Here is an 18,431-nt window from a genome sequence, read left to right as displayed (position 1 = left end):
TGGACTCGCTTCCCTTTGGGAAGCGAGTCCATTGTTCTTTAGCCCACTACTGAGGTGAAATCGCTGCGCGAGAAGCGCGCGGGAACGAATGCCGGGCATCGCGGAGCTATCCGATGGCTTCCAACCTGCGGCGACGGGCGCGGCGTACACGGCGGCGAATCTGTTGGGCGATCAGCGCAATGATCACGATGAACACCGCCAACGCACCGATGCCGATGAAGGCTTGCGCCGGGCCAAGGGTGTCAACGAAGATTCCAGTCAGCGGTGAACCGAGAGCGGTGCCGGTGGTCATCGCCGAACCGTACCAACCCATCGCCTCGCCGCGGCGTTTTTCCGCGACCAGATCGGTGAGCCATTCGGAGGCCGCCGAGAGTGTTGGGGCACAGAGGAATCCGGGGGCCAGTGACAGTAGGGCCAGGGACCAGGTGTCGGTGGCGAAGTACATGGGCACGGTGAGTATGGCCATGGCCAGGAGCAGCATCAGCGGGGAGATCGAACGATTCATCGCTCCATAAAGCAACCCGCCAATGAGCGAGGACCCGCACCAGAAGAGGAACACGATTCCTAGGTCTCCGGAGCGTGATTGGGCTTCAAGCTCGGCGACGATACCCACTTCGGTGCCGGTGAGTAGCGCTCCGGCACCGCCGGCGGCGATGAAGACCGCAAGCACCGAGGCGCTAATCCAGTTAAACCTGCCCTTAAAGGCTCGGCCTCGGCTCTTAATTCTGGCGCGCGCGGATTTCCACCCGGCGGTAATCAGTTCGCCTTCCACCTCGGCTACGCCAACCGGTGCAGCGGCAATGAAGCTGGCTTCCGCGCCGAGACGTTCCTCATGCACGTTGGCACGCATCGCGACCGCTTTCGGATCATCGCTGCGTGTGGGTGGGTTCAAGATCATGAGCGCGAGGCCAGCGAGCGAGGCGGTGATTCCGATGACGCTCAGTCCGATGGTGCTGCTGATCTGCGTGGCGACGATTCCTGCGGAGGCCGGTCCGACGATGAAGACTAGTTCGGTTCCGGTGGCATCGAGCGCAAAAGCCGTGCGGCGTTGGTCTCCGGTGGTCATGATGCCCAGCGCCGTGCGCACCACGGAGAACACCGGTAAGGAAAACAGACCGCCAATGAATGCCAGAGGGTATACCCATTCCAGTGCAACGTGGGGCACCGTGCACCAGACGAGGGTTTCGACAAAAATTGACGGGATCAGCGCCCGGCGTAGACCCCACGCATCAACGCGGGCCCCACGCCACGGTGCGCCAATTGCGATACCCAAGGTCATAAGTGCGGTGACCAGACCGGCAGATACCCAACTCTGATCGAGGTTTGTGACCAGATGCAAAAGCAAGAGCATGCTCAGCGCCGAATGCGGAAGTCGGGCAATCATTCCGATGACCAGTAGCGAGGAGATCTGCGGTTGCCGCAGAATCTGCCAATACCGTTTCATACCCGGGCTTTTCCTTCTCTATTAGTTGGGTGCGCTGTGCAAGCTCACTTCGATCGAATCTACCGCTTCGGCGAATTCTGGGTTTTGGGCTAGTAGCCCATGAATGTTTTGGGTGATGTGCCGGGCTTCGGCCTCCGGAGTGCCGGCGGCAAACACGAACTGCAAATTCAGCTCCGGCCCGGCTCCCCCACCTAGAACTGGGGCGCCTAGCTGGTCACGCGAACCGACTCCGCGGCCCGGAGCAAGCTTCACCGTCCGTAATTTCTGGTGTCCGGTGGTAGCTTCTTCGACCAGCTTGGCCACCTGCTCATTCAAATAACTCGGGGTCCAGTCAACCTGTTTAGCCAGCGTCCACATCCCCGGGCGGCGCAGCACAAAGGTGAAGTCGTTGCCTGGATCGAGCACTAATAGCTGGGCTTCCTCGCTGACCGCGGACAGTGCCGCGCGCGGGGCATACACCGCAACCGGTCGGGCCTGATCGTGCCATGCTTGCAGGCGTTCGACGGTAGTGAACACTGGTAAGGCCATGCGGCCATCGGGTGCCTTGATTTTCACCAAGGCCATATCCGCTTCCTTGTCGGCGGCGAAACCGTGCTCGGTCATCGCTTCCTCACCCAGTTGCGCGACCACAGCTACGAAGATCCGCGCCTGGGAAAGCGCGCGATGGACCCCCGCTTCATCTCCGGTGCCAGCACGCAGTTCGGCCAGGGCTTGGACCACTCCAGCGTCGGCGGATCCATCGTCCTTATCAAATTTGTGCAGGGGGTTTTCTTCGCCACTTAGATCGCGACCATCCCAGCTTTGGCCCGCAGAGTCAGCGTGATTCCCGGCCTGCGCCAAGGCCGCTGCAATGTGGCCTGGCAGGTGTCGGGCGGGTTCTGATTCTGGGTGCAAAGCGCTCATAAAACAATGCTATCTGGCGCGCGCAAATAGAAAAGACCTCAATGCTCCCTCCGCCCATGAGGTTGGCCACCCAATGAGTTTTGCGACAACGATAAATTCGCGTTCCCTCAGCGTCGATGGCGTGCACGGTTCCCGGCTTTGCCACGCGCCCTGTGACACGATGGCGAATTAAAAGCAGGACCCGAGGTAGCACAGGCGCTGCCTCGGGTCCTGCAGATATCGTGTGGTTAGTGGCGGCCGGCCACGTCTAGTGCTTGCGCAAGAGTGAACTGACCTGCGTACAGGGCCTTGCCCATGATCGCTCCTTCGATTCCCTCGGAGACCAATTCGCGCAGTACGCGCAGGTCTTCGAGCGAGGAGATACCACCGGAGGCAATGACCGGTTTGCTGGTCTTCGCGCAGATTTCACGCAGTAGCTCAACGTTCGGGCCACGAAGTGTTCCGTCTTTGGTCACGTCGGTGACCACGTAGCGGGCACAGCCGGCATCTTCCAAACGGGCGAGCACGTCCCACAGATCGCCCCCGTCCTTAGTCCAGCCGTGGCCAGATAGGGTGGTTCCGCGAACGTCCATGCCAACGGCGATTTTGTCACCGAAGCGTTCGATGGCCCGAGCGGTCCATGCTGGATTTTCCAGTGCGGCCGTGCCCAGGTTTACGCGGGTCGCCCCAAATTCTAGGGCGCGTTCCAACGATGCATCGTCGCGGATGCCACCGGAAAGCTCCACCTTGATGTTCAGTTCTTGCGCGATGCGCTGGACCACATCGGTGTTGTTACCACGGCCGAATGCTGCATCGAGGTCCACGAGGTGCAGCCATTGGGCGCCTTCGCGCTGCCAGGACAAGGCAGCTTCCAGTGGGTCGCCGTATCCGGTTTCCGATCCGGCTTCGCCCTGGACCAGGCGCACTGCCTGACCGTCGGCGATATCTACCGCCGGAAGCAGTTCAAGAATAGGTAGCTCGCTCATAATTTCCTTCTATCACTAATGTCTAGAGTGTCTGGACCCAACCGGCGACGATTGCCGCGGCGGCTAAGGCCCATAATGCGATGATCCAGGACAGGTGTGCCTTCTGGCGTTGCAGCGAAATCGCGCCACCAGCCAAAAAGGCTCCGAGGGCCATCAGGAGAATTGCCCAAATCATTTAGAGCGTCTCCAACCAGTTACGCAGCAACTTTGCGCCCGCGTCGCCGGATTTCTCCGGGTGGAACTGCACTGCCGAAAGTGGACCATTTTCCACCGCTGCAACAAAGTCGGTTCCGTGAGTAGACCAGGTCACCTGTGGCGGGGTCATCGCCGGCTGAGTGACATCAAATTCCCACTTTTGCACCGCGTAGGAGTGCACAAAATAGAACCGTTCATTCTCGATGCCGGCAAAAAGCTTCGAATTTTCTGGTGGGCGCACGGTATTCCAACCCATATGCGGGATGACCTCGGCCTGTAAACGTTCGACGACACCGGGCCATTCGCCGATCCCTTCGGTTTCCACCCCGTGTTCAACACCCTGCTCGAAGAACACCTGGTGTCCTACGCAGATGCCAAGCACTGGTTTGCCGCCTGCAATGCGTCGGCCAATCCATCGCAGTGCGCCGGTTTTGGCTAGTTGCTCCATTACCGATGCGTAAGCTCCCACGCCGGGAACGACCAGGCCGTCGGCGTCGAGGATGGCTTTAGCATCGGCGGTTAGCTCAACTTCTGCTCCCGCAGCTTCCAACGCGCGCACTGCCGATCGGACATTTCCGGAACCGTAGTCGAGGACAACTACTTTCTTCTTCGCCACTTACAGGGCACCCTTCGTGGATGGGATTTTGTCACCCATGCGCGCGTCTGGCTCGACGGCTTCACGCAAGGCGCGGGCGAAGGACTTGAACTGTGCTTCGACGATATGGTGCGGGTCGCGGCCCGAAAGCACCTCGATGTGCGCGCAAATCTGTGCGTGGAAGGTGATCGCCTCAAATACGTGGCGCGTCATCGAACCGGTGAAGTGTCCGCCGATCAGGTGGTATTCCTGACCTGCTGGCTCGCCACCGTGCACCAGGTATGGACGGCCTGACACGTCGACCACCGAACGGGCCAGCGCCTCGTCCAGTGGTGCGTAGGAGGTGCCAAAGCGGCGAATGCCTGCCTTGTTACCCAAGGCAACACGAAGTACCTCGCCGATGGTGATTGCCACGTCTTCAACCGTGTGGTGCACGTCGATGTGGATGTCACCGGTGGCACGCACCGTCAAATCGATCAGCGAATGTTTGGATAGGGCGGTGAGCATATGGTCGTAGAACGGCACGGACGTGCTGATCTCCGAGGTTCCGGTCCCATCCAGGTCCAGCTCGACAAAAACTGATGATTCGCTGGTCACGCGTTCCATACGGGCGCGACGAGCGCCAATCAATTCGGCAGACATGTCTTCCTTCGCTTGTGTGTAAGTGCTATTTCTGTGCGCCCAGCAACGTGGCTAGGTGCTCTAAGAAGGCGGTGGTTTCGGATTCGGTTCCGGCGGTAACGCGCAACGTACCTTTGATTCCATTGTCGCGGACGATGATGCCGGCATCCAGCAAACCCTGCCAGATAGTGTGTGGATCTTCCAACCCGCCGAAGAAGACAAAATTCGAATCCGAGACCGATGGCTTCAGGCCGAGCTCAGTCAACCTCGTGACGATTCGATCGCGCTGCGTCTTGATCTCTTCAACTTGGGCCAGCAACAGGTCGATGTTCTTCAACGCAGCGATGGCAGTCGCTTGGGTCACCGCAGACAGGTGGTAGGGCAAACGCACTAGACGAATCGCGTCGGTTACTTCGGGAGCTGCGGCTAGGTACCCTACTCGGGCTCCGGCCAGCCCGAAGGCCTTGGACATCGTGCGCGAGATGATCAGCCGCTGACGGCCGTCAAGTAAGGTAAGCGCCGATTTGGTGTTTGCCAACGAAAATTCCGCGTAGGCTTCATCGACCACCACGATGGCCTTGGTTTCACTGGCTACCTCGTAGACCGCTTGGATGACGTCTAGCCCCAGCGCCGTGCCGGTGGGATTGTTTGGGGAGCACAAGAAGATCACATTTGGCCGGTGGGTACGAACCTGTGCAGCGGCGGATTCGGCACTGAGTGTGAAGTCCTCGGCGCGGGTGCCAGCGATAAATTGAGTATCGGTGCCGCTGGCTAACAACGGGTACATCGAATACGTGGGGACAAAGCTCAGCAGGCTGCGTCCCGGCCCACCGAAGGCTTGCAGAATTTGCTGGAGAATTTCGTTAGAGCCGTTGGCCGCCCAGATGTTCTCGCGATCCAGGTTGTGTCCCAGGTAGTCGGCGAGCAGTTCACGCAGTTCGGTAAATTCACGATCTGGGTAGCGGTTGAGGGTAGTGGCCGCCTTGGCGACTTCTTGGGCGATGGCGTCGACTACGCTTGTTGGCAGCGGATGCGTGTTCTCGTTGACGTTCAGCTGAATGGGAACGTCGATTTGTGGCGCACCATATGGGGAAAGCCCGCGGAGGTTCTCACGCAAAGGCAGCTGACTCAGAAGTTCACTACGGTCATTCACGCATTAATTCTAATGGTGAGTTGCTCTGCGTGGTGAATCCACGACAAGAGCAGGTAACAATGGTGAGCTAATACCTAGTTCGCGAGTACCGGAATGTTGATGGTGTCCCCCGCGTAAAGCATGCCGGTATCGATCGCGTTCAACTCTTCGATGTGGTTCATTGCGGCGTTAACCTCATAGCCCTGCGCATACTCACTAGCCAGACTCCATAGGGTGTCCCCTGGAATGACCGTGACTTCTACGGTTTCCAGACCGGCGGGGAGGTCGGTAGATGCGTTGGCGCTGGAGGTGAGCATCGTGAAGAAGAACGCCGCGGCGATCGTCAACAAGAAGACTGGGATGCCCACTAGGACAGCCCACCCACGACGATTGATGCGGATCTTCAGCGGCGCTTTGTCTTGCTGCGGTACGAGTGCGAGCGTAGTCATGACATTTCTCCTCAACGATTTTAATGATGCGAACTGATATTCGAATACAGACTTCGAACACTTGTTCGATACTAGTACATCTTTTCTAACAGACTCTGATCGAACTTGTCCAGACTCTTTCGAACAAATCTTTGAAAGAAGCGACAAAATCAACTAAGATTTCGAAGTAGAAGATCAGTAAATACATCACAACATTGGGCACCGACAGTTTGAAGGTTAGAACTGAGGACCGAATGCAAGGGAAGGCAAAACCACATGTCAGCATCACAGCGCACTCCCCGGTCAAATGCCCGATCGCTGACCATACGTCAGAAAAAAATCCTCGAAACCATTCAACGCTCGATCGGCAGAAACGGTTACCCGCCATCGATGCGTGAGATTGGCGACTCTGTAGGACTTAAGAGCTTGTCCAGCGTGACCCACCAACTCGGGCAGCTGGAAAAACTTGGGTACATCCGCCGAGACCCCCGCCGCCCGCGCGCCATGGAAATCCTGCTCCCCTTGCAGCTGGCTGAAGATGGCGATTCAACTGAGGAAACCTCGACCACACCGGAGCCGGTAGAAGATGCCAAGGTGATCGAGCTAAGCACCTCAGCCGACACCACCATGGTGCCTCTGGTCGGACGGATCGCCGCCGGCGGGCCAATTTTGGCCGAACAAACCGTCGAAGATGTATTCTCGCTACCGCGTCAGTTGGTGGGACACGGCGAATTATTCATGCTCAAGGTCTCTGGTGATTCAATGGTGGACGCCGCAATTTGCGACGGCGACTGGGTGGTTGTTCGTCGCCAACAGACCGCCGAAAACGGCGATATCGTTGCAGCACTGCTCGACGAGGAAGCCACTGTGAAGACCTTCCGGCAGCGCGATGGGCACACCTGGTTGCTTCCACAGAACTCCCGTTACGAACCGATTCTTGGTGATGCAGCGACCGTAATGGGCCGCGTCGTTTCGGTCATGCGCTCGCTCTAATCCGAGAATGTTGAAACGTTTTTAAAGTAGTCAGCCACCGTCCATGCACCGATTAGAAGTGCGTGGACGGTGGTTTTTTCATGCCTACCTAGTCGCGCTGCGCACCGGTACGGCACACGCGTTGAGCCGCTTGCAGGATCGTCCAACGTTGGATCGCCGCCGAAAGCTGCGTCTCAGTCCTGTCGGCAAGATGCGCTGCCGTGAGGCAAATAAGCCGCGCAGCAGTACGCTGGCTCGCTGCGGGAAGCCGCGGGTCAAGCGCGGCTAGAGCAAGGTAGCGACAGAGAATTCCGGTGAACAGATCCCCGTCGCCACCGGTGTCCAGGCGTAACCCGGTGCCATGATCATCGTTGGACAGCTGCACGTTGATCGACTCAATAAGTGATCGTGCCTGAGCTAGATGTTCGGCGCTCCCGCTGGCCAATAGCGCGCCGAGCACCGTGCCTTGATTGTAGGTATAAATTGCGTGTTCAAGCTGCGGGCCGCTGGCAGTTAGCCGGATGCCGTCAAGGTAGAGTCCGGTGCGTTCATCGTGCAGATTGTGGCGCATCCAGTCCAATAGATGCTTACTGCTCTGAACATCGTTAATCCGTGCAAAGTACAAGGCTGCCGGACCATTGGAAGGGGTGTTTTTGAAGTCCCGTTTACGTGACCAGTAAAGCCCGCCACCTAGTTTGTCGTCTTGGCCGAGTACCATCTGGCGGCCCAACGCCCGCATTGCGAGGGTGGACAACAGTGCAGGGCGCGCCGAAAGTTGCAGACTCAGCTCGTTCAGCCGGGTCGCTGCGAGAAGTAACCAGGCCATATCGTCGTAGAAGTAATTGGGGAAGCATGCGAAGTTGCGGATGAGGACGCCACGCAGCAACTGTTTAGCGCGCTTCCAGTTCGCACGTGCCTTGCTGCGGTCCCCCGCCTGCAACGCGCTGAACGCCGCATCAATGATCGCATCCAGATAGTGTGCCTGCCACCAATAATGCCATTCGGACCAGGGGCGTGCGCCTGCCTTAGGTAGCGGTTGATCAGGCAGTGCGCGCAACGCGCCGATCCAGGTACCGGGTATCCCCATCAGCCGATGCCCAAAACGTTCATGTAAGTCGGCTTCGGCTGACAGGGCCAGACGGTGCCAGTGTTCGGCATCGGTAATATCGTGCGCAGCCGATGGCGAGTCTGCGTGAGGATCGTGCATTGGATCATGCGCTGTGCTCATGGACCGCTCCCAGCTGTCGAAATTCCGTGGCTGGGTACCAGCGTAGTCCGAATTCACCGATGCATCGAGCACTGTTTAGGCGCAGCCGATTAGGCGGCGAGCACCTCGGCGGCCGAGAACCAGTGGGTGTTGCGTCGAGGTTGTTGATCGGGGTCCAAAAATTTGGGCAGTAGCACCGCCGGGGGTTTGCCGTCGGCGACGATCAGGGTAAATAGTCCTGCGTGCCGGGCATGATGGTGCATTGGGCAAAGCAGTGCCCCGCGGTCCACCCGTGTTTCTCCGCCTTCCTCCCACGGATCCACGTGATCCGCTTCGCAACGGCTGGCTGGCATATGGCAGCCCGGGTAGATACAGCCGCGGTCTCGTGCGGCCAACGCACGTTTCATATGCGGTGGAAAGAGCCGTTTGGATCGACCGATATCTAGCGGTTGACTCTTACCGTTGAGTACCGCGGGGTAGATTCCGGCGTTGCACATGAGGGTGCGGGCCGCGGCAGCGGTGAGCGGCAGACCGTTCTCGGTGGTGGCAAAACTTTGCGCACCGGCAAGCATTTTTTCGTAGTTCAGGTGCACGATGACTTGTGGAGCGACCAATGCCGCGCCGGAATCTTTGCTGCCCACACGGTTGGCACGCAAGACTGCCAGCAATGCGGTCATGTGGCGTAGTGCCGGGGAGAGGTCTTCGAAAGGAGGTAGCGCGGTAGGCTCTACCACAGGATCGATGCTCGGCTCCGGTGTTTTAGGTGCGTCTGGTTCCGTGGCCTGTGCCTCGCGAGCCCACTGAGGCATCGTCGGTGCGTCGTCCCATTCCTTCGGGATGCGCGGCGCGCTAGGCGGCTGAGGTGCTGTCTTGGAGGGTCCATCCGGTTCGCTGGCCACCGCTGTCTCGAGGGGATCTGTTGGGTCTGTGGGGTCTGCACCCGGCTGGTTTGCGGCCGCGTAATTTGCCTGCGTCAGCTCGTTCAGTAGCACCCGGTTGCCGGCGATGGTGTTGGGGTTATTCGTTTTGGCCCGCAATGATTCGATGAATTCTGCTTCGTGCGGGAAAACCTTGAGCAGGTAGACCATCAGGCCGCGCTGCATACCGCGTGAGAACAGGCCAGCTTCGGCGAAGAGTGCCGCGGCCGGACGCTGAGCTTGAATCTGCTCGGTAATCAACGCGTTGAGGTGCTTGCTCGCGCTCGTTGCATCCTCCGCTTTGATCAGTTCCAGCGCCTGTCTTTCCAGTTCCTGGCGAGCCTTCGGCGTGGACAGATCTGGGGTGGCTTTACAGATGGCGCGAGCCGCGCTGATCAGCGGACGCGGATCGGTGCTCTGGTCGGTAAATTTGTTGGCCAGGTGGCGGCAGTTAGGTTCCGTGCGTTGCCCTGACTCGGTGACCGTAGCGATCAGTGATCCGGCGGCATTGAGCCGAGCAACTGCCGCGCCGTGCGGGATGCCCAGCCAGCCGCTGTGCAGATCGGCGGCGTCTTTATAGGCGGCCCGGCCCAGCGTGCAGTGCCCGTGTAGTGCGATGAGTTGTTCATCGCTGGGATCTGTACCGGCTTCGGTGAGCGCATCCAACGATTCGATGTCCAACTGGTGACTGCCGCTGCGTTGCAGGGCGTCGGCGGCCTGAATTTGTAATCGTGAGAGCGTCTGGGTGGCGCGCTCGGTCAGCCAAGCGAAATAGGCCGCGTGCCCCGGAGCGAGAGCGTCGGAAGTGAACTGGGAACCGGCAGCATCCAGCGCGGTGATGGCTTGGGCCATCGCCAACAGGTGCGACTGGGTGCTGGTAAGTTCTTCCATACCCACCACCTTGCGCCCGGGGTGCGCTGTGCCGCGCTGATCGGGCGCAGGCTGTGGATAAGGCCCGTTATGCTTCCGGTTTCAGCCGCGAGAGCACCCCGGTGATGACCTTTTTGTCGGTCGTCGGCCACATGGGAGGCAACGAGCTTTTCAGGAAGCTGCCGTATCGGGCGGTGGCCATGCGCGAATCAAGCACCGCAACAACACCTTTATCTTGCACCGAGCGGATCAGTCGGCCGGCGCCCTGGGCGAGGCGGATCGCTGCGTGGGTAGCGGAGACCTGCATGAAGCCATTGCCGCCGTGTTTGGCGACGTCCTCGGTGCGGGCCTTAGAGATCGGATCGTCCGGGCGCGGGAAGGGAATTTTGTCGATGATCACCAAGCGGCAGGAATCGCCTGGCACGTCAACACCCTGCCAGAGGGTCATCGTGCCAAACAGGCAGGTGTCGCGTTCGGCGGAGAAGTCTGCAACCAAGGATTTCATGCTCGCATCACCCTGACAAAGGATTTTAACGTCAAGCTTTTCGCGCAGGATCGCGGCGGCTTCCTCCGCCGAGCGCTTGGAGGTGAACAGGGCCAGCGCGCCACCACCTGAGGCGCTAATCAAATCCTCGATCTCGTCCAGCGTTTCGGCTGCCAGCTGGCGCCCGGGCTTGGGCAGGTGCTTGGCCACATAGAGAATGCCCTGTTTCGGGTAGTCGAACGGGCTTCCCACGTCGATGCCGGTCCAGCTTGGGGCCCCTTGGCCCATCAGTCCCAGAGAACCTGCAACCGCATCAAATTGTGAGCCGATGGCCAAGGTCGCGCTGGTGAGCACGACGGTGCGCCCATCAAAGAGGCCCTCGCGAAGTTTGCCGGCTACCGACAGCGGTGCCACGTTCAGCGTTGCCGGCTGGGAATCATCGGTTTCCACATAACCGCGGCCCTCCACAAATTCGCGTGGTCGAGAGGTGTAGAGCACCTCGCGGCGCTCCTCGGCTTCGAGCATGCGGATCGCGTCGTCCATAATTGCCTGCATTTGTGAGCGGGCAGTCTGCCGGCCACCGTCGGCTGGGGCGTTGGCCTCCGGTTTGGACAGGGCCAATACCAATCGGGCCTGTTCGACGATGTCGTTCAGGGCAATGCCCATATCTTCGCGCAGTCCCTGTTCGAGCAGCCCGGTAGGCACGCCGGTCAGCGACTTTTCCAATCTTGCCGTGGCCTTGGTCAGTTCATCGACGTTAACACCGCAGTGCCGTTTGGCACCACCGGCAGCGGTAAGCACCGTGCGGGCCGACAACGCTCCGGAGACCGAAGAGGTCACCCGGTCTTGCAGTTCGTGGGCCTCATCGATGATCGCGACCTCAAAGTCCGGCAATACCGAGAGCCCTTCAAAGGCGGAGACCGCAAGTAGCGCGTGGTTGGTGATGACCACGTCTGCCTCGGAGGCGCGGGCCCGAGCCATTTCGGAGAAGCATTCGTCGGCCATCGGACATTTTTGCGAGCCCAGGCATTCCATGGCGGACACCGAGACCTGTTTCCAGGCCTTGTCGCTGACCCCGGGGATCAGCTCGTCGCGGTCCCCGGTGTCGGTTTTATCCGCCCAGTCGCGCAGTTTGAGTACCTCGGCGGCCAGCGGGGAGAACATTTGTCCGGCCGGAGCCGCCGGGGCGTCCATTTCAAACAGGGTGCCCTCGTTATCGTCGGGGTAGCCCCCGCCGAGCTTGTACTGGCACAGGTAGTTGGACCGGCCCTTGAGCAATGCCACATCCATCGGACGCGACAATTTGCCCTTGAGTGATTCAAGCAGCCGCGGCACGTCGCGACCGACGATTTGCGACTGCAAGGCCAGTGTTGCGGTGGAGACGATCACCGGTTTGGCACTGGTTTGTGCGTGCGCGAGCGCCGGGATCAGGTAGCCCATTGATTTGCCGGTGCCGGTGCCGGCTTGGACCAGCAGGTGCGTTTCCTCTTCGAGGGCTTCGACTACATGCTTGACCATTTCCTGCTGGCCGGTACGCATCGAACCTCCCATAGAGGTCACCGCGGTTTCGAGAAGGTCCAAGACCTGCGCTTGCTTATCCATGTAGGTTGAAAGGCTCCAATTGAACTGCCAGAGATTCGCGAACCTTCACGATCATCCGTGTTCCGTGTTCGGTGTGCTCGTTTTCCAGTATTTCCGATTCGCTCTGATGCAGCTTGGCGATCAGATCTCCACGGTTGTACGGCAGCATAATTTCAAGTTGCACCGTCGGGCGTGGGATCGAGGTGCGGACCAGTTCCAGCAGTTCGGTGATGCCGGCTCCGGTGCGTGCGGAGACGACCGCGGTATTTGATTCGCGGTTGCGGATCCGTTCGATGACCATGGGATCGGCCACGTCGGATTTGTTCAGCACGATGATTTCGGGAATGTTCAGCGCGTCGACCTCGCCGAGTACCTGGCGTACCGCGTGAATCTGCCCCTCGGGGTCCGGGTGGGAAGCGTCAACGATGTGCAGGATCAGGTCCGAATCGGCGATTTCTTCCAGCGTCGAACGGAAGGCCTCCACCAGTTGGGTGGGCAGGTTGGAGACGAAGCCGACGGTGTCGGCCAGCGTGTAGGTCAGTCCGTCGGAGGTTTGCGACTGCCGCACGGTGGGGTCCAAGGTGGCGAACAATGCGTTCTCCACCAGCACCCCAGCGTTGGTCAGGCGGTTGAGCAACGAGGACTTGCCAGCGTTCGTGTACCCGGCGATGGCTACCGCGGGGACCTGATTGCGCTTGCGGTTTGCGCGTTTGGCCTCACGAGCAGGTTTCATCGCCTTAATTTCGCGGCGTAGCTTGGCCATCCGATCGCGAATGCGTCGGCGGTCCATTTCAATCTTGGTTTCACCCGGGCCACGCGAACCGATACCGCCACCGGCGGCACCTACTCGGCCACCAGCCTGACGGGACATCGACTCGCCCCAGCCACGCAGGCGCGGCAACAGGTATTCAAGCTGTGCCAGCTCAACCTGGGCTTTACCCTCACGGCTAGCGGCGTGCTGAGCGAAAATATCCAGAATCAGCGCGGTTCGGTCGATGACCTTCACCTTGACTACATCTTCTAATGCGCGACGCTGAGAGGGCGCAAGTTCCGCGTCAACGACCACGGTGTCTGCGCCGGTGGAGGCGACGATATCGCGCAGTTCAATGGCCTTGCCCGAACCGAGGTAGGTGGAGGAATCGGGTTTGCTGCGTCGTTGCACGACGCCGTCAAGCACCTCTGAGCCTGCGGTTTCTGCCAGTGCCGCCAGCTCACGTAATGAGTTTTCGGCATCGGTGATGGTGCCAGAGGTCCACACACCGGCGAGCACCACTCGTTCCAGACGTAGCTGGCGGTATTCGACCTCGGTGACATCTTCCAACTCGGTGGATAGACCGGCCACGCGGCGCAGTGCCCGGCGCTCGGCCAGGTCCTCTTGGTCTCCATCGAAGGATGAATGCTCGGCTGAAAAACGGTTCAACGCGGTAGCCTGCCCGGAGAATATACTGTCTTCGGCGGGTTGCTCGGCGTGGAATACCGCTGGCGCTTGGGCGTCGTCGGCCGCAATGATGCGATCGATGGCGGCCTGAATTTGGGCATCGTCCATGGATGCTGGCTGCTGCGGTGACTCGGAGTTAGTCATGGTCTCCTTAGAAGAACTTCTTAATACAGAATAGTGCTGTGTACCCCCACTTTGCGAGGTGGCGCGGTTGGGTGTCGGTGGGTGTTCGCTCATACCGGTCCTTAGATTGAGGGCAAAAAGCCGTCGATGTTCAGATGAAGTGCTGGTTACCGGGAGATGGCGAGGATGCACCGTGGGGTGCGCTGAGCCTAGAAATAGCAATAGACTTTGCCGTCTTCGGGCTTATTGTTCCCCGGCGGCGCATAGAAATAGCGCCGGATGTCGGGGGTAAGCCTAGGTAACCGATGTGGGTTACGTCTTAGACGAAGATCAAAGTCATAGGTAAAACTCTATCAGTGAACGGACCCACGCGTATATCGGCTAGCTCACGTTGTTTGCCCGGCCTCGCGCGCAGACGATAATCTTTTGCTTATGAGCTCCGATCATTACTTCAGTGCCAGCCCCGCCTCGGCCGACGAACGCCGTAGCGTGACCGTCGAATTAAACGGCGCGCGCCATCAGGTGCAGACCGCTCCGGGGATCTTCTCCCCCGCCGGTTTGGACAAAGGCACCGCCATTTTGCTGGAGTACGTGCCGAACCCGCGCGGCCGCATCTTAGACATCGGCTGCGGTTGGGGCCCGATCATGCTTACCGCCGCGTTGCAGAGCCCGGAGTCCGAAGTTTTTGGTGTCGACGTTAATGAGCGTTCCATTGAACTTGCCAAGTTAAATGCGCACAGCTTGGGGTTGAAGAACGTTTCGGTGGGCACCCCCGACTCGATTGATCCGCAGCTGCAGTTCGACACGATTTGGTCCAACCCACCGATTCGCGTCGGCAAAGAAGCTCTACATGAATTGTTGCTACTTTGGTTGCCTCGGCTGGCTCCGGGTGGCGAGGCCTGGATGGTAGTGCAGAAGAACCTAGGCAGCGACTCGTTACAAAAGTGGATGGGCACCGTACTGCCCAAGGATTGGAAGATCACCCGCGAGGCGACCTCCAATGCCTTCCGCGTGCTGAAGATAGCTCGGCCCGTCTAACGACCGGCATCAGCACTAAACCTCAACGGCCTGCCGGCGAATCATTATTTCGCCGGCAGGCCGTTTTTGATCTGTTGGCCTAGCTTGCGCCGACAACCCCGCGGGCTACCAGGACGGCCGGGCCCGAGAGGATCGTGTCTTCAATTCCGTCCTCGGTGGTCGCAAATTCGACACCCACCAATCCGCCTGGAACCTCCACTGCCCACTGATTGATCAGCGCGGTGCCGCGAGCCCAGTAGCGCATGGCGGCCGCCGCCGCACACGCACCGGTACCGCAGGATAGGGTTTCTCCCACCCCGCGCTCATATACCCGCATCTTGATGTGAGCCACGCCGTCGTTGATCAATGGTTCGGCGGGAACCACAAATTCGACGTTGGTTCCGTGCGGTGGCGTCGGGGAAACTTCTGGGAGGGCGGTGAGGTCCAGGTTTTCGAGCAACTGCGCTTCAGGTAGCGCCACCACGGTGTGTGGGTTGCCCATGGTGATGCTCAGCGCCGGGTGCGGCTGTTCCCAATTACGGGCAAGCACCAGCGAGTCTACGGAGTCCGCACCGGCTTTGGCCTCGTGTACTAGTCCCCACGGGCCAAGGTTCGCCGCGTAACCATCGACTAATCGGGTGACGGTTTTGACACCCGCGCGACTGCCAATCTGCAAACTGGCACCGATCGGGAGATTAACCAGCCCTTCAGCGAGCAGGTAGTGCACAAATGCTCGTACCCCGTTGCCGCACATTTCGGCGATGGACCCGTCGCTGTTGCGGTAGTCCATGAACCAGTAGGCCTTAGGGTGTTCGAGTATCTGTGTTTCAAAACCGGGCACCTTGGAGGTGGGGATGGCGCGAATTAACCCATCACCACCAATGCCAAAACGACGGTGACAGAGCGCGGCGACCTGCTCGGCGGTGATGTTCCGGGTACCTTCAGGATCCGCAAGCAGCACGAAGTCGTTGCCGGTGGCATGCCCCTTAGCGAAGGGTAGCCCTGCAAGCTGGTCTAGTTCGGTGCGGTACATCTCGCTCCTTAGCTGGTGGGGTGAGCCGGGTTCAGTAGTGCTAATGCCTTATCCAACAGGCCAGGTTCTTTGGGGTTAAGCCAGTTCACTCGTGGGTCGGCGTTGAACCAGGTCAGCTGCCGGCGGGCAAACTTCCTGGTGGCGATGATGGTCGCTTCGATGGCGTCTGCGCGACTCATTTTACCGTCCAAATAGTCGGTGTACTGTTGGTAGCCGATCGCCCTTGAAGCCGTTTTTCCTTCGCGCAAACCCTTGCCTAACAGCTCGGCGACCTCCTCGGCAAAACCCATTCGGTCCATTTTGCGTACACGTTCGGCCAACGTCTCATGTAACGCAGCACGCTCGTAATTTAGTCCGATCTGCAACCCCGGTTGGAAGTACTCACGGTTTGGCATAAATGAGCTAAACGCACGACCCGAAATTTCGAACACTTCCAGCGCCCGGATCGCCCGGCGTGTGTCCAGATTACGTGCTGCCGAGATCGGATCAACTTCAGCCAACCGGCGACGTACCTGCCCATCACCGTGTTCCTGCACTTCGGCCTCGAGCCGATCACGCACTTGGCGGTCGGTAGGCGGAAAATCAATGACATCCAAAGCGGCACGGACATATAGCCCAGAACCGCCGACCATCACCGGCACCTTGCCGTGCGCACGAATCTGCTCAAAATGTTCCCGAGCTTGGGCCTGAAATTGTGCCACCGACGCTTCGTCGCGCACGTTCATAATGTCCAGCAGGTGGTGCTCAATGCCACCACGCTCGCCCGGTGCCAATTTGGCCGTGCCGATGTTCATGCCCCGGTAAAACTGCAGCGCATCAGAGTTGACGACTTCGCCGCCCAACTTTTGCGCCAGTGCGATCGCCAAATCTGACTTGCCGGTACCAGTCGGGCCAACGATGGTGATCACCGGCAATTGCGAAGAGGTCATCGCCTTAGCCGCGTACCTTCAACGTTGGCATACCGAGATTGGTTTTACCGACAGCGCTCCCACCAGACGTTGGTACGCCACAGCTATCGGCCTGCGAGCGATCCCAGGCGTCACCGGCTCGTGATCGGCGCAGCGAGTACTGCTCCAACGATGGGTCAGAAACCAGGTGGAATGCTGCTGCCTCAGTGATTGGTACGGTCACCACATCTCCCGGACGTGGGGTCTCACCACCTTCAGGCACTGAGAAGTGCACCAGACGCTGATCGCGGGAACGGCCCGAAAGCCGGTGAGTTTCCTCGGCCTTGCGCCCGGATTGTTCGGTCACCAAAACCTCCACGGTGCGCCCGAGTTGCTTGGCATTTTCTTCCTTGGCGATGCGGTCCTGCAGCGCGGTCAGACGTTCGAAGCGTTCTTGGACAACTTCCTTGGGCAGCTGATCGGGCAGCTCGGCGGCTGGGGTTCCCGGGCGTTTGGAGTATTGGAAGGTGAATGCGGTAGCAAAGCGGGAAGCCTCAACCACGTCGAGCGTGGCTTGGAAGTCTTCCTCGGTTTCTCCGGGGAAGCCAACAATAATGTCGGTACTTATCGCCGCGTGCGGCATCCGCTCGCGGACCTTGTCCAAGATACCGAGGAACTTCTTTGAACGGTAGGAACGGCGCATATCTTTGAGCACCTTATCCGAACCGGATTGCAGCGGCATGTGTAGCTGCGGCATTACGTTCGGAGTTTCGGCCATCGCTTCGATGACATCGTCGGTGAATGCGGCCGGGTGAGGGCTGGTGAATCGCACACGTTCCAACCCGTCGATTTCACCACAGGCGCGCAGTAGCTTACCGAAGGCCAGACGGTCACCAAATTCGATGCCGTAGGAATTTACGTTTTGTCCCAGCAGAGTAACTTCGACAGCGCCATCGGCAACTAATGCTTTGATTTCGGCGAGAATTTCACCCGGCCGGCGATCTCGTTCCTTACCGCGCAGGGCGGGAACAATGCAGAAGGTGCAGGTGTTGTTGCAGCCCACGGAGATCGAAACCCAACCTGCATATACCGATTCACGTCGGGTAGGCAAAGTAGAGGGAAAAACATCCAATGATTCAAGGATCTCTAGTTCTGCCTGCTGATTGTGCTCGGCGCGGCTAAGCAGTGCTGGCAGCGAGCCGATATTGTGCGTGCCAAAAACAACGTCCACCCACGGAGCCTTTTGCAGAATGGTTTCGCGGTCCTTTTGCGCCAAGCATCCGCCCACGGCAATCTGCATATCAGGATTTACATCCTTGACGCTTTTAAGCATTCCAAGGTTTCCGTAGAGCTTGTTGTCGGCGTTTTCACGCACCGCGCAAGTATTGAACACGACGACGTCTGCGACAGCATCCGGGTCAGTTTCGTCTTTGCGTGCCAGACCCGCGTCTTCCAAAAGGCCTGATAGGCGTTCGGAATCATGCACGTTCATTTGGCAACCGTAGGTGCGAACCTCATAGGTCCGCGCAGAAATTTCGGTTCTAACTGGGGTCATCTCGTCCAACTCACTCACTCCTCAAGGTTACCCAATTAGGTGACCCGCGACATCTTAGCCATGG

The 18,431-nt window shown here is 59.2% G+C and carries 17 protein-coding genes; 2 read left to right on the top strand and 15 right to left on the bottom strand.

Annotated elements, in window-relative coordinates:
• Positions 1–106: 106 nt before the first annotated feature.
• The 8 genes from IEX04_RS07575 to IEX04_RS07540 all read right to left on the bottom strand — a co-directional run bounded on the left by IEX04_RS07575 (position 107) and on the right by IEX04_RS07540 (position 6,304).
• Entirely contained in the window at positions 107–1,444 is a 1,338-nt protein-coding gene (locus tag IEX04_RS07575; RefSeq protein WP_096254476.1) for an MFS transporter, read from the bottom strand.
• 21 nt (positions 1,445–1,465) lie between these two features.
• Positions 1,466–2,347, bottom strand: coding sequence for an SseB family protein (locus IEX04_RS07570; RefSeq protein ID WP_188684835.1), 882 nt, complete (start codon positions 2,345–2,347; stop codon positions 1,466–1,468).
• A 227-nt stretch (positions 2,348–2,574) separates the two neighbouring features.
• Positions 2,575–3,312 carry a bifunctional 1-(5-phosphoribosyl)-5-((5-phosphoribosylamino)methylideneamino)imidazole-4-carboxamide isomerase/phosphoribosylanthranilate isomerase PriA gene (priA, locus tag IEX04_RS07565; protein ID WP_096254478.1) on the bottom strand — a complete coding sequence of 246 codons (738 nt, stop codon included), beginning with the start codon at positions 3,310–3,312 and terminating at the stop codon, positions 2,575–2,577.
• Between the two features lie 22 nt (positions 3,313–3,334).
• Positions 3,335–3,487 (bottom strand): CG2302 family histidine operon protein, encoded by a 153-nt coding sequence (locus tag IEX04_RS07560; RefSeq protein ID WP_170947736.1) that lies wholly within the window; start codon positions 3,485–3,487, stop codon positions 3,335–3,337.
• The gene (gene hisH / locus IEX04_RS07555) at positions 3,488–4,123 is read right to left on the bottom strand and encodes an imidazole glycerol phosphate synthase subunit HisH (protein ID WP_188684833.1); all 636 of its coding nucleotides are present in this window, start codon (positions 4,121–4,123) and stop codon (positions 3,488–3,490) included. It lies immediately after the preceding gene.
• Positions 4,124–4,744, bottom strand: coding sequence for an imidazoleglycerol-phosphate dehydratase HisB (gene hisB, locus IEX04_RS07550; protein WP_096254480.1), 621 nt, complete (start codon positions 4,742–4,744; stop codon positions 4,124–4,126).
• Positions 4,745–4,769: 25 nt separating this feature from the next.
• Entirely contained in the window at positions 4,770–5,876 is a 1,107-nt protein-coding gene (locus IEX04_RS07545; RefSeq protein WP_188684831.1) for a histidinol-phosphate transaminase, read from the bottom strand.
• Positions 5,877–5,950: 74 nt separating this feature from the next.
• Entirely contained in the window at positions 5,951–6,304 is a 354-nt protein-coding gene (locus IEX04_RS07540; protein ID WP_096254482.1) for a LysM peptidoglycan-binding domain-containing protein, read from the bottom strand.
• Between the two features lie 255 nt (positions 6,305–6,559).
• Here IEX04_RS07540 and lexA point away from each other — a divergent pair, with 255 nt between their 5' ends.
• Positions 6,560–7,276: a transcriptional repressor LexA gene (gene lexA / locus IEX04_RS07535; RefSeq protein WP_096254483.1), complete on the top strand. Its 717-nt coding sequence runs from the start codon at positions 6,560–6,562 to the stop codon at positions 7,274–7,276.
• Between the two features lie 88 nt (positions 7,277–7,364).
• Here the strand turns inward: lexA and IEX04_RS07530 are convergent, their stop codons facing one another.
• The 4 genes from IEX04_RS07530 to hflX all read right to left on the bottom strand — a co-directional run bounded on the left by IEX04_RS07530 (position 7,365) and on the right by hflX (position 13,896).
• On the bottom strand, positions 7,365–8,483 hold the full coding sequence (locus tag IEX04_RS07530; RefSeq protein WP_188684829.1) for a glycoside hydrolase family 76 protein: 1,119 nt from the start codon (positions 8,481–8,483) through the stop codon (positions 7,365–7,367).
• A gap of 89 nt (positions 8,484–8,572) precedes the next feature.
• On the bottom strand, positions 8,573–10,270 hold the full coding sequence (locus tag IEX04_RS07525) for a DUF222 domain-containing protein (RefSeq protein WP_188684827.1): 1,698 nt from the start codon (positions 10,268–10,270) through the stop codon (positions 8,573–8,575).
• 67 nt (positions 10,271–10,337) lie between these two features.
• Positions 10,338–12,335: an ATP-dependent DNA helicase gene (locus tag IEX04_RS07520; RefSeq protein ID WP_096254486.1), complete on the bottom strand. Its 1,998-nt coding sequence runs from the start codon at positions 12,333–12,335 to the stop codon at positions 10,338–10,340.
• Positions 12,328–13,896 carry a GTPase HflX gene (gene hflX / locus IEX04_RS07515; protein WP_096254487.1) on the bottom strand — a complete coding sequence of 523 codons (1,569 nt, stop codon included), beginning with the start codon at positions 13,894–13,896 and terminating at the stop codon, positions 12,328–12,330. Before hflX ends, IEX04_RS07520 begins: the two co-directional genes overlap by 8 nt.
• Before the next feature lie 411 nt (positions 13,897–14,307).
• Here hflX and IEX04_RS07510 point away from each other — a divergent pair, with 411 nt between their 5' ends.
• Complete coding sequence (locus IEX04_RS07510; RefSeq protein WP_188684825.1) at positions 14,308–14,913, top strand: class I SAM-dependent methyltransferase; 606 nt, start codon at positions 14,308–14,310, stop codon at positions 14,911–14,913.
• A gap of 79 nt (positions 14,914–14,992) precedes the next feature.
• Here IEX04_RS07510 and dapF read toward each other — a convergent pair whose 3' ends face one another.
• Genes dapF through miaB form a run of 3 tightly spaced genes read right to left on the bottom strand, consistent with a single transcriptional unit; the run spans position 14,993 to position 18,367 of the window.
• Positions 14,993–15,925, bottom strand: a complete 933-nt coding sequence (gene dapF, locus IEX04_RS07505; RefSeq protein ID WP_188684823.1) for a diaminopimelate epimerase — start codon at positions 15,923–15,925, stop codon at positions 14,993–14,995.
• A gap of 8 nt (positions 15,926–15,933) precedes the next feature.
• On the bottom strand, positions 15,934–16,854 hold the full coding sequence (gene miaA, locus IEX04_RS07500; RefSeq protein WP_188684821.1) for a tRNA (adenosine(37)-N6)-dimethylallyltransferase MiaA: 921 nt from the start codon (positions 16,852–16,854) through the stop codon (positions 15,934–15,936).
• A 4-nt stretch (positions 16,855–16,858) separates the two neighbouring features.
• Positions 16,859–18,367, bottom strand: coding sequence for a tRNA (N6-isopentenyl adenosine(37)-C2)-methylthiotransferase MiaB (miaB, locus tag IEX04_RS07495; protein WP_188684904.1), 1,509 nt, complete (start codon positions 18,365–18,367; stop codon positions 16,859–16,861).
• Between the last annotated feature and the right edge of the window lie 64 nt (positions 18,368–18,431).

Source organism: Glutamicibacter ardleyensis (assembly GCF_014644555.1).
GTDB classification, from domain to species: domain Bacteria; phylum Actinomycetota; class Actinomycetes; order Actinomycetales; family Micrococcaceae; genus Glutamicibacter; species Glutamicibacter bergerei.
This window is presented reverse-complemented; position numbering and strand designations above follow the sequence as displayed.